This window comes from Paenibacillus sp. J22TS3, from assembly GCF_018403205.1.
In the GTDB taxonomy this organism is placed as follows: domain Bacteria; phylum Bacillota; class Bacilli; order Paenibacillales; family Paenibacillaceae; genus Fontibacillus; species Fontibacillus tuaregi.
Genome location: NZ_BOSF01000002.1, coordinates 460,460 through 472,241 on the forward strand (window position 1 = coordinate 460,460; position 11,782 = coordinate 472,241).

Consider the following 11,782-nt stretch of genomic DNA (forward strand, 5'->3'; position numbering starts at 1 on the left):
TATTTCAATATAATTTTTACTTTTCCGACTGGAGGATATTAATAAATGAATGACATATCCATCGACCACCAGGCCTTATTTGAGCAAACTTATACCCAGGCACCGATAGGAATAGCGCTTGTGGCGATTGATGGAACTTGGATTAAAGTAAACTCTTCGTTCTGTGCCATGCTGGGGTATACGGAGACCGAGCTCATGGAACTGACCCGGCAGGATATTACCCACCCGGATGATGTAATGGCGGACAAGCAGCATATGACTACACTGATCGGTGCAAAATCCCGGCAGCATAAGTGGGAGAAGCGGTATCTGACCAAGAATGGTCAAGTAAAGTGGGTTTCCAAGTATGTTTCTCTGGTATGCAGCGACTGTAATGAACCGATGTATTACATTGCCTATGTGACGGATATCTCCACCCAAAAGGAATCGGAGATTCAGATGCGTGAAGCTGAATCTATGTATACGCTGATTTGTGACAATGCAATCGATATTATCTCCTATATGTCCCCTGAAGGAATTACGGAGTATTGTTCACCATCTCTCAAGGACATTCTGGGGTATGACCCGGATGAATGGATCGGCAAGAACAATTTTCAATACTATCATCCAGATGATATCCAAGCGCTTAAATCAAGAGTTTTCACAGATAATGATGTGTATACTTACCGGGTGCGGCATAAAGACGGTTATTATATCTGGTTCGAAACGTCGACTAAGATTATCCGGGATGAATCTGGACATATTCATAAAATCCTGGGCATTGGCCGTGATATTACTGAACGGAAGAAGTTTGAGGAGAGCTTCGTGGAGGCGCAGCGAATCGCGCTGCTTGGCAGCTGGGAGTGGGACATCCAAACGGATAAAATCTCATTCTCGGATCAGATTTACGAAATTTTTGGCCTGGACAAGCAGGGTCCTTTGCGAAATGACTTTCTGTTCTTGCTTCACCCTGAAGACCAGAAACGGTTCGTACAGCTCCGCGAAAAGGCACTTGAAGGGGAGCCTTTCAGCTCCGAATTCCGGCATATCCGGCAGGATGGCAGCGTGAAGCATGTACACATCCGGGGCCATGTTATGTTTGACGACAACGGCAAAGCGCTGAAGATGTATGGCACGACCCAGGATGTAACGGAACTCAAAACTGCGCAAATCAAGCTGGAGGAGACGATTGAGCGTTACACGTCCTTGAAGAAATATAATCACGATGCGATTATTTCTCTTGATCTTGACGGGAACGTCATTAACACCAATGCTGTGGCCGAAGGGATGACCGGTTATCCTGGAAGTGTAATTTCGGGCATGAGTATTTCCAAATTCATCGGTGAGGAGTACCGGGACCGGATTCTGACGGATGAGGCCAATCATGCCATTATTGAGAGAGAGATCAATCATATCCGTCACAAGGATGGTCATGTGACAGAAGTGCTTACCACAATTGCTCCAATTATAATCAACAAGCAAACACGCGGTTACTACATTATTGCTAAGGACATTACCGACCAGAAAAATCTGCTTATCGCCAAAGAAGCGGCGGAGCGGACGAACAAGGCTAAGAGTGAGTTTCTTGCGATCATGAGCCATGAGATCCGTACCCCGATGAATGGGGTGATCGGAATGACGGATCTGCTGCTCGAAACGACGGAGCTTAACGAGGAGCAGAAGGAATATGTGCAGATGATCAGCAAGAGCGGGAATACGCTGCTGGCCATTATTAATGACATTCTGGATTTCTCTAAAATTGAATCCGGCAGGGCCATCGTCATTACAGAGCCGTTCAATCTCCGGACCCTCGTCTTCGAGACCCTTGATGTTTTCCGTTTGAAGACGAAGGAGAAAAATTTAGACACCCAGATCAGCATCAGCCCGGGAATTCCCCAGACCTTGTATGGGGATTCCAACCGTTTGAAGCAGGTGCTCATGAACCTAATCGGAAACGCCGTGAAGTTTACAGAGCGTGGAGGCATTACTATTGAGATTGAGGATCTTGACCAGGGTTATGGAAACATTCATTTACAGTTTACGATCAGTGATACAGGCATGGGTATTCCTGAGGACAAGCTTGAGTACTTGTTCGAACCATTTACCCAGATTGATAATTTTATGACCCGTAAATCCGAAGGGACAGGACTTGGGCTTGCCATCAGCAAGAAGATTGTGGAGATTATGGGTGGGGAGATCCACGCTGTGCAGAAGGATGAGCCTGGGGCCACGTTTGTGTTCACCGCCTATTTTCAGAAAGAGAACAGGCAGGGGAATGACCTGCTTAAGGGCCCTCTAGAGGAGAAACGAACAGCTGCAAAGCCCCTTTCTATCTTAATTGCTGAGGATAACAAGGTGAACCAGATGGTGCTTACAAGGATGCTGGAGAAGATAGGGCATCAGGCTGATTTGGCAGAGAACGGCAGTGAGGTTATTGACAAGCTGAAGGTCTTTAACTATGACCTGGTATTTATGGATATACAGATGCCAGTTATGAATGGGCTTGAGACATGCAGGGAAATCAAGAGCAGATTTCCAGCAGAGAAGTGGCCTTATATTGTAGCGGTAACCGCCAACGCTCTCCGTGGAGATCAGGAGGTATGTATGGAGGCGGGAATGGACGACTACATCAGCAAGCCGATTAAAATGGAAAATTTGTCAGAGGTCCTTGAGAAGTTCCATAATTTCAGGAAAACACCGATCCATGAATAGGGAATTTGTAATCTCCTTGAAATCTGTTTTTCATCTGGCATTAAGGTTACGGGGCTATACTTAAGTTACCCTTTTAGATATATGACCTGGACCCGTGGAACGTAAGCCGCGGGTCCCTTTTTTTGCAGGGACGGGTATAATAATTTAGGCTATATAAAATGAACTTTAGAATTAACCGATCTCAGCTTCGATCCCGAGTGATTCTGAAGAAGCGGAGCGTCTGCCTTTGTCTCCAAAATGCCCCACTGGATAGTTATTTCAAGGATTTCGGAGACAACAGTGGTCGTAAGAACACTCGGTATCGCAGCACCCCAAAAGGGTAACCTTGAGAAGTTCATTTTATATAGTTTGAAAGCTTGGGAAAGGTGGTCGTAAACAATCATGAAATATAATCAGCTGGGTCAATCGGACCTGCGGGTAAGCGAAATTGGATTTGGCTGCATGTCTATTGGAACGGAGGAGAGTAAGGCGCTCCGCCTCGTTCATGAAGCGCTGGATCAGGGGATTAATTTCCTGGATACCGCAGATTTATATGATGATGGCCGCAATGAGGAGCTGGTGGGCAAAGCTATTCGGGGGAGAAGAAGCGAAGTTATCCTTGCCACCAAGGTTGGCAACCGTCGCCTATCCGGGCAGGAAGGTTGGGTTTGGGACCCTTCCAAATCCTATATCAAATCTGCGGTGAAGGACAGCCTCAGAAGACTGGGAACGGACTATATAGATCTGTACCAGCTGCACGGAGGCACATTGGATGATCCGATTGAGGAGACAGTCCAAGCGTTCGAAGAACTCAAACAGGAAGGTGTCATCCGATATTACGGGATTTCTTCGATCCGGCCAAAGGTCATTCAGGAATATATCAGCAAATCCAATGTGATCAGCGTAATGAGTCAATACAGTATTCTTGACCGGAGGCCGGAAGAGGAGATTCTGCCTTTGATCGCCGAGCATGGAGTCAGCCTTATTGCCAGAGGAGCTCTGGCCAAAGGTATCCTGACGGAAGATGGAGCAGCCAAGGCAGACCAAGGGTATATGGAATATACTCCTGAGCAGCTGGCTGCGCTGCGGGAGAACTTGCGAAAGGTCTCTGAACGGAGGCACAGTCTTCATCATACAGCGCTTCGTTACCCGCTCTACCATCCGGCGGTGGCTGCCATTATTCCGGGAGCAAGCTCGGTCCACCAGCTTGTCAAGAATGTGCAGGAAGGTGAGGGGGATGGGCTGACCCCGGAGCAATTCAGCAAAATCCAGTCCCTGTCCTATCCGGGACAATACGATCCTGAGCATCGGCTCAAATAACTTTGACCAGATTGTGCATCTTTCAACCATTTTGTTCATATGAATTCCTTCTGAATCAGACTAGAATATATAACTGTAATTAAGCTTTACTAACAGGGGGAACTATTGACGATGATTAACTTGACGATCTGGAATGAGTTTGTTCATGAGAACATACACGAAGAAGTCCGTGAGGTGTACCCGGCAGGGATTCATACTGCGCTGGCGGAAGGGTTGTCCGCTGAAGGCTTCGCAATTCGTACGGCAACCTTGGATGAGCCGGAGCACGGCTTGACCGATGAGGTTCTAAATACAACAGACGTGCTGATCTGGTGGGGACATATGGCTCACGACCGGGTAAGTGATGAAATTACTCAAAAGGTTGTGCAGCGGGTACAGCAGGGAATGGGACTTGTTGTGCTGCATTCAGGCCATTTTTCCAAACCGTTCAAAGCCCTGATGGGCACCAGCTGTGATCTGAAATGGCGCGAAGCCGGGGAACAGGAAATTGTGTGGGCGGTTAACCCTACCCACCCCATTGCCCACGGAGTGAACGCCAGCATCATCTTGGAGCACGAAGAGATGTATGGCGAATTCTTCGATATCCCAGAGCCGGATGAACTCATCTTCATCAGTAATTTTGAAGGTGGCGAAGTGTTCCGAAGCGGCTGTACGTTCCGCCGCGGGGAAGGCAAAATCTTTTATTTCCGTCCGGGTCATGAAACCTACCCGACTTACTATAACAAAGAAATATTGCATGTAATTGCCAATGGGGTAAGATGGGCTAACCCGGCGCATACCCTTAAGCCGGTATTCGGCCACAGCCAGCCAGTTAGAACGCTTGGCGGCGGAGTGTTGGTATAGTTGAAGTCTGACCTTTGACCAGGTCACAGGGAAGAAGCTTGGCTAAAGTTACATCTCGAAGGCCGCATTCGGTATGATCCGAAAGCGGTCTTTTTAATATGCGGAATAAGGAGTGGGAACAGAGAAGGTGCGCCAGCTTCTGTAATTGTGATAAAGTGGAAGAAAGTCGGCCTGTCCTGTTAAGCAGTTGGCGGATACAGACTCAAAGAGGGGTAAAGAGCGGGTGATTTTAAGATGCCAGTGAAGTCATTACAAGAAGTAAATATCCGGCAAAAGCTGATCATCCTGTGTGTCTTGTTGGCGGTCACGGTATTCAGCCTTTTGCTGTCTGCTTATTTGCGGGAATACACGGGCACAAGCATGTATATGTTCTTATACTGGAACCTCTTTCTTGCTTGGCTGCCGGCTGGGTTTGCCCTGGCTCTAGACTGGATTTACATACGCATTACGAGTCATACGCTCAGGTGGGGGCTGCTGGGCCTTACCGGGATAGCCTGGCTGCTCTTCTACCCGAACTCAGCTTATTTGATCACAGATCAGCTTCATCCGTTTGCCAGATTCCAAATGCAGGGTGGGATCAGGTTCTGGTACGGCACTGAATTCTGGTATCATCTGCTGTTGTTCTTCTCGGTTGCGGTTACGGGTCTGCTGCTAGGCGTATATTCACTGTTCTCGGTTCACAGGTTGGTCCGCAAATCGCTGGGCAGGCTGGCGGGGTGGGGATTCGCCGTGCTGGTGCTGTTTCTCAGCAGCTTCGGGATCTATATTGGCAGGTTCAACCGCTGGAACAGCTGGGACGCTGTCCGAAATCCCGGAAGTATGATAGCGGACCTTGTGTCAATGTTCTCAGACGTAGAGGAAATGAGGCGGCTGGTCCCTTTTACAGGAATCATATTTATGATTACGGCTTTAAGCTATGCGGCCATTTACGGGTTCAGCAAAATTCGGCAATAGGTTATGACTAGGCGATTTTACGGTAAACACCGTAAAGCGCCTTTTTTATTTTGCTATTGACAACAGAAAGGGAGTATATTAAATTTTATTAATCGTAATAATTACTAATAAGGTTATCGAGGAGTGATAAAGTGACACAGCATAAAGTTCCAGTGACCGTACTTAGCGGGTATTTGGGGTCTGGCAAAACCACCGTGTTGAACCATGTTCTGAATAACCGTAATGGTCTTAGGGTGGCTGTTATTGTTAATGATATGAGCGAAGTTAACATTGATGCCGCTCTGATCCGTTCAGAAACAAGCCTCTCCAGAACTGAGGAGAGACTTGTCGAGCTGTCTAACGGCTGCATCTGCTGCACATTGCGGGATGATCTGCTGATTGAGGTTCAGAGACTGGTACATGAGGAAAAATATGACTACATATTAATTGAATCAACGGGGATCAGTGAACCTATCCCTGTGGCCCAGACCTTCTCTTATGCCGATCCTGAATCCGGAATCGATCTTACTCAGCTAACCCGGCTCGACTGTCTGGTGACGGTTGTGGATGCGGCCCGTTTCTGGGAGGATTTTGCCTCGGGAGAGACGCTGCTGGAACGCGGCGAGGTAAGTTCCACTGAGGATACCCGGGACGTGGTGGACCTGCTGATTGACCAAATTGAAACCTGTGATGTTCTCATTCTGAACAAATGTGACCTGGTGGATAAGGAGGGGCTTGGCGAGCTTGAAGCGATGCTGCGAAAGCTGCAGCCCTCTGCAAAAATTATCCGGACTGTGAACGGGAAGGTGGACCCGGCAGAGATTCTGAATACCGGGCGGTTCGATCTGATTCGGACCAGCGAATCTCCAGGCTGGCTTCAGGAGCTGCGCAGCGGGGAGCACACGCCGGAGACGGAGGAATATGGAATCAGTTCCTTCGTGTATCGCAGAAGGCTTCCATTCCATCCACAGAGGCTGGCGCAATTTATGAGCCAGTGGCCTGAGGATGTGGTCAGGGCCAAGGGCATCGCCTGGGTGGCTGCAGGTGAAGACATGGCGGCTAGCCTAAGTCAGGCAGGGCCTTCCATCCAGTTCGGGCCGGCAGGCTGGTGGGCTGCCTCACGGCCGGAGGCGGAGCAGAGGGAGCTGCTTGCGAATGAGCCTGAAATCAAGAGGAGATGGGACCCCAAATGGGGTGACCGCATGAGTGAACTCGTCATGATAGGCATCCATATGAACCGGGAAAATATTGAATCTGATCTTGACCGGTGTCTGCTGCTTCCAGAGGAGCTGGAGCAGAATTGGTCAGAGTTCCCCAATCCGCTTCCATGGATTTCGGTGCAACCTTAACGGATTTCTAAACGGGATCAAATTTCAGATGAGAAGGAGTGAGATGCATTGGCTAAAAAATCAAAAATCGTCAAGGAACGGCAGCGCAGAGAGTTAGTCGCCAAGTATGCAGAGCTTCGCCGGGAATTGATAGCGAACAAAGATTACGCTGGTCTAAGCAAGCTTCCAAGGAATGCCTCGCCAGTCCGGTTGAAGAACCGCTGTGAAGTGACAGGCAGACCAAGAGGTTATCTGGCCAAGTACAAGATTTCCCGTATTGTTTTTCGGGAGCTGGCCCATCAGGGGCAAATTCCAGGTGTGAAGAAGGCAAGCTGGTAAGCGGGTAGGTTAGGCTAATATCTGGATTAAAAGGAGAATAGAAATGCGCGTAGTCATCACTTTGGCATGTACGGAATGCGGAGACCGAAATTACACAACAACGAAGAATAAGAGAACCCATCCTGAGCGGATGGAGCTTAGAAAATATTGCCCTAGATTGAGGAAATATACGATTCATAGGGAGACACGTTAACAGCCTGCTTGAATAGAGCTTGAAAGCGGCTCAAGTGTGCTGTTTATAAATCGTAATAATTACGTATATGGAAGTGTAAGTATCATGATTCTTGCATCTATGGAAAATGTGGTTTTTGGCTATGGGGACAGACCCGTAGTGGACGGATTAACGTTGGAGATCTATGCAGGCGAGTTTGTCGGCATTGCCGGGCCTAATGGGACCGCGAAGTCAACTGTGCTTAAGCTGCTGCTGGGATTAATCAAGCCTTGGAGCGGAATTGTCCGTCTAAATGCCGCAGCATACCCAGGCGCGAAGCTTGCTGTCGGGTACGTGCCCCAGCAGGTCGCTTCGTTCAACAGCGGATTTCCCAGCAAGGTGATCGAGCTGGTCCGCTCGGGATGTTATGCGAAAGCTGGCTTGTTTAAGAGATTTACTCCTGCTCAGGAGGCACTCGTTGAGGCAAGTCTTAAGCAGGTTGGGATGTGGGAGTTCCGCAACCGGCGGATTGGAGATCTCTCCGGAGGACAGAAGCAGCGCATTTGTATCGCCCGGGCTTTAGCCGGCCAGCCTAATGTGTTGATCCTTGATGAGCCAGCAACCGGTATGGACCAGGCCGGACGTAATGGACTGTATGGGCTGCTGAGGCATTATGCCGATGTTCACGGGCTAACGGTGATTATGGTCACCCACGGTCTGGATGAGACGGCGGCCTATCTTGACCGGGTGATCCATCTGGAGAGGGAGGAGAACGAGCAATGGCAATGTTTGACTACGAGTTCATGCAGCGTGCGTTTTGGGCCGGGGGCTTCATCGGAATAATTGCACCTGTACTGGGTGTGTACTTGATGCTGAGGCGTCAGGTTCTAATGGCAGACACACTGTCGCATGTATCGCTGGCGGGTGTTGCCCTGGGCTCCCTGCTTCACCTTAACCCTGTTCTCTCTGGATTTGGAGTTGCCGTAATTGGCGGCTTGGCCATCGAGCAGCTTAGACGTACATACCGGACATATAGTGAAGTGCCCGTGGCCATTCTGATGACCGCAGGTCTGGCGGTGGCGATGGTCTTAATGAGCCTGAACGGGAATTTGAGCAAGAGCTTCAGCTCCTATTTATTTGGCTCAATTGTAGCCCTGAGTCAAGAGCAGCTGTGGCTGATTGGAGGAGTATCCGTGCTCGGCATAGTTTACTTTGCCGTGTTGAGACGGCCGCTCTACAACCTGACGTTTGATGAAGAAACGGCCAGCATTAGCGGTACTCCGGTAAAGAGACTGTCATTTTCTTTTGCCGTATTAACTGGAATGACGGTAGCTTCTGCAATGCCTGTTGTCGGGGTACTGCTTGTCTCCTCCTTGCTGGTGCTTCCCGCTTCCTTGGCGCTGCGATTAGCGAGTGGTTTCGCTTCAGCCGTGGCGATAGCGGTGGGAACCGGACTGCTTGGCATTTTCAGTGGGCTGACAGCCTCTTATTATATCGACACACCTCCGGGGGGAACGATCTCCCTGGTACTGCTCATCTTTCTGATGGTGGGGATCTTGGCAAAGAAGCTGTTTGTTTATAGGAGAAGAAGATCAGGAAGAATGAACGCCAGAAGTGGGCGCAAGAGAAATAAGGAATTTGGAATATGAAAGGGAGAGTATGCAGTGAAAAGAAGAAAACGGCTTGCTTATATGATGTCGCTCAGCTTGGTTATAATTCTTGCGGCCTGCGGGGGCAAGGGAGGCACGGATACGGGAAATAAGGAGGCGGGGGCCACATCAACCACTTCGCCCAAGATAAGCACAGAGCCAGCTAACAAGCTGAAGATTCAGACCAGCTTCTATCCGATGTACGAGTTTACCAAGAATGTAGCTGGTGATCTGGCTGATGTGGAGCTTCTGATTCCTTCCACAATTGAACCTCATGATTGGGAACCCACGCCGCAGGATATCAAGAAGATTGAAGAAGCGGATCTGCTTGTCTATAACGGTGCGGGGATGGAAAGTTGGACTGAGCAGGTTCTGGGAAGTATAAGCAATTCACAGCTGATTCCTGTTGAGGCCAGCCAAGGGATTCAACTCAGCGAAGGGAAAGATGAACATAATCATGATCATGAGCACGATCACAATCATGAGCACAATCATAAGGAAGATGCTCATACTCATGAAGGAACAGATCCTCACGTTTGGCTGTCCCCGGCTTTGGCCATCCAAGAGGTCCATAATATTGAGCTTGCCTTGGAGAAAGCCGCACCTGAGCATAAGGAAGAGTTTAAGAAAAATGCGGATGCGTACATTGCAAAGCTTAAGCAATTGGATAACGATTTTCGGACAGGGTTAAGCCAGGTAAAACGCAAGGATTTTATTACACAGCATGCCGCCTTTGCCTACCTGGCCAAGGAATATGGTCTTGACCAAGTGCCCATTGCCGGCTTGTCACCGGACGAAGAGCCTTCACCGGCAAAGATGGCAGAGGTTGTAAAGTTCGCAAAGGAACACAAAGTGAAAACGATTTTTTTTGAAACTCTGGTTACTTCCAAGGTTGCGGATACCATTTCCAAAGAAATTGGCGCCAAGTCAGCTGTGCTCAATCCCCTGGAAGGGCTGACTGAAGAAGACCAGGCTAATCATCTGGATTACATCGCAGTGATGCGCCAGAACCTTGAGGCCCTGAAGCTGGCCTTAAGCGAATAAATGCTGTATATTGCTCTCTTACTCTTATCTTGAATTAACAAACAGGCGGCCATGATCTGGCCGCCTGTTTATTTTGCTTAGATAAATACAGAATAAGAGTTATGCAGAGGCAAATGCCTGGTTGAGCGCATCGAGAAATACCTCGGTGGGCTGAGCTCCCGTAACTGCAAGTTTGCGGTCAATCAGGAAGAAAGGCACCGCCCGGATTCCAAGCTCGCCAGCTTCCTGCTCGTCACTCCGCACATCTTCTGTGAACGCGCCGCTGGCAAGCATCTCCTCAGTCTCCCTACGGTCTAAGCCAACCTGAACAGCTAAGTCCGCCAGAGTTGCGTGGTCTCCAATGTGCTTAGAGTCGGTGAAATAAGATTTAAGCAGCAGCTCGACCATCTCGGCGGCCTTGCCATGCTTGGCTGCAAAATGAGCCAGACGGTGAGCATCAAAGGTATTGGTCAGGATCATGGTATCAAATAAATACCGGAGTCCTACAGATTTGGCCTGCTCGGTAATGTCGTTATTCATGGAAATTGCACGTTCTCTGGTCATGCCGTATTTACCAGCGAGCATGTCATGAACGTCGTAGTCCACGTCTCTCTTAGCCTCGGGGTCAAGCTCAAAGCTCCGGTAAATGACCTCAACCTGGTCTTTGCCCGCAAATTTCTGCAGCGCCAGTTCAAAACGGCGCTTGCCAATATAACAGAAGGGACACATAAAGTCGGACCAAATTTCTACCTTCATAATTAACCTCCAATATACAAATAGATGCCAAGTGCGGATAGAGTAACACTTTAATTATAATAGTAACTTTATAAATGAGTGTCAAATTTCAACAGCGACCCCAAGGAACATTCTATACTCATGGTCCTTCGGCAGGAAGATCGTAAGCAGACCGATCAACGGCAGAACGGCTCAGATGGCTGCTTTACGTGTAAATCCACAGCTCTGATATATAAAAATTTAAATATATAATAATTGACGTTTACGTTAAATCCATATTATAATATTTATATATTATAGTACGGAAGCGGGGGCATGCATGTGTTTAAAATCGAAGAGGTCGCCAAGGAAACTGGGCTTACCAAACGAACCATCCGTTATTATGAAGAACTTGGACTGCTGCCCACTCCGAAGAGAAGCGAAGGGGGCATGCGCTTGTACACGCAGGAGGATATTGTTCTCTTGCAAAAAATCATCAGTGCCAAGGAGGTTCTGGGCTTCTCCCTGCAGGAGCTTCACAAGTATATAACTATGGCAGAGCTTCTCAAGGACAAGAACCAGAGGTTTATGGGTGAACAGGAGAGTCTAAGCGGCAGCCAGCGCCGCGAAATGCTTGTCGAGATCCATGACATGCTGGAGGAACAGCTTGGTTTGCTCTCCAGGAAGATGGATAACATTATTAAGTTCCGCAGCGATCTAATTGAACTTCAGCAGCGTGTCGGACTTATGCTCGGGGAGATTCAGGATACTTCCGCAGAGCAGGAACACAATAGTTAAATTTAAAATTGGGG

Annotated in this window: 12 protein-coding genes; 11 read left to right on the plus strand and 1 reads right to left on the minus strand. The window is 48.6% G+C overall.

Annotated elements, in window-relative coordinates:
* The first annotated feature begins 45 nt into the window (after positions 1-45).
* The 10 genes from KJS63_RS07995 to KJS63_RS08040 all read left to right on the plus strand — a co-directional run bounded on the left by KJS63_RS07995 (position 46) and on the right by KJS63_RS08040 (position 10,277).
* On the plus strand, positions 46-2,691 hold the full coding sequence (locus KJS63_RS07995; RefSeq protein ID WP_213618656.1) for a PAS domain S-box protein: 2,646 nt from the start codon (positions 46-48) through the stop codon (positions 2,689-2,691).
* 381 nt (positions 2,692-3,072) lie between these two features.
* Entirely contained in the window at positions 3,073-3,990 is a 918-nt protein-coding gene (locus KJS63_RS08000) for an aldo/keto reductase (RefSeq protein ID WP_213618657.1), read from the plus strand.
* 111 nt (positions 3,991-4,101) lie between these two features.
* The gene (locus KJS63_RS08005; protein ID WP_213618940.1) at positions 4,102-4,833 is read left to right on the plus strand and encodes a ThuA domain-containing protein; all 732 of its coding nucleotides are present in this window, start codon (positions 4,102-4,104) and stop codon (positions 4,831-4,833) included.
* Between the two features lie 234 nt (positions 4,834-5,067).
* Positions 5,068-5,787 carry a DUF1361 domain-containing protein gene (locus tag KJS63_RS08010; protein WP_213618658.1) on the plus strand — a complete coding sequence of 240 codons (720 nt, stop codon included), beginning with the start codon at positions 5,068-5,070 and terminating at the stop codon, positions 5,785-5,787.
* A 131-nt stretch (positions 5,788-5,918) separates the two neighbouring features.
* On the plus strand, positions 5,919-7,115 hold the full coding sequence (locus KJS63_RS08015; RefSeq protein WP_213618659.1) for a GTP-binding protein: 1,197 nt from the start codon (positions 5,919-5,921) through the stop codon (positions 7,113-7,115).
* Between the two features lie 48 nt (positions 7,116-7,163).
* Positions 7,164-7,433: a 30S ribosomal protein S14 gene (gene rpsN / locus KJS63_RS08020; protein ID WP_068619547.1), complete on the plus strand. Its 270-nt coding sequence runs from the start codon at positions 7,164-7,166 to the stop codon at positions 7,431-7,433.
* A gap of 43 nt (positions 7,434-7,476) precedes the next feature.
* The gene (gene rpmG, locus KJS63_RS08025) at positions 7,477-7,626 is read left to right on the plus strand and encodes a 50S ribosomal protein L33 (protein ID WP_082926948.1); all 150 of its coding nucleotides are present in this window, start codon (positions 7,477-7,479) and stop codon (positions 7,624-7,626) included.
* Between the two features lie 84 nt (positions 7,627-7,710).
* A complete protein-coding gene (locus KJS63_RS08030) occupies positions 7,711-8,427 on the plus strand; it encodes a metal ABC transporter ATP-binding protein (protein ID WP_213618660.1) in 717 nt (238 codons plus the stop codon).
* Entirely contained in the window at positions 8,364-9,233 is an 870-nt protein-coding gene (locus tag KJS63_RS08035) for a metal ABC transporter permease (protein ID WP_213618661.1), read from the plus strand. Before KJS63_RS08030 ends, KJS63_RS08035 begins: the two co-directional genes overlap by 64 nt.
* Before the next feature lie 42 nt (positions 9,234-9,275).
* Positions 9,276-10,277, plus strand: a complete 1,002-nt coding sequence (locus tag KJS63_RS08040) for a metal ABC transporter substrate-binding protein (RefSeq protein ID WP_213618941.1) — start codon at positions 9,276-9,278, stop codon at positions 10,275-10,277.
* 99 nt (positions 10,278-10,376) lie between these two features.
* Here the strand turns inward: KJS63_RS08040 and KJS63_RS08045 are convergent, their stop codons facing one another.
* Positions 10,377-11,012, minus strand: coding sequence for a DsbA family oxidoreductase (locus tag KJS63_RS08045; RefSeq protein ID WP_213618662.1), 636 nt, complete (start codon positions 11,010-11,012; stop codon positions 10,377-10,379).
* A gap of 294 nt (positions 11,013-11,306) precedes the next feature.
* On the opposite strand from KJS63_RS08045, the gene KJS63_RS08050 reads away from it, so the two are divergent.
* Positions 11,307-11,768: a MerR family transcriptional regulator gene (locus KJS63_RS08050; RefSeq protein ID WP_213618663.1), complete on the plus strand. Its 462-nt coding sequence runs from the start codon at positions 11,307-11,309 to the stop codon at positions 11,766-11,768.
* The last annotated feature ends 14 nt before the right edge of the window (positions 11,769-11,782 follow it).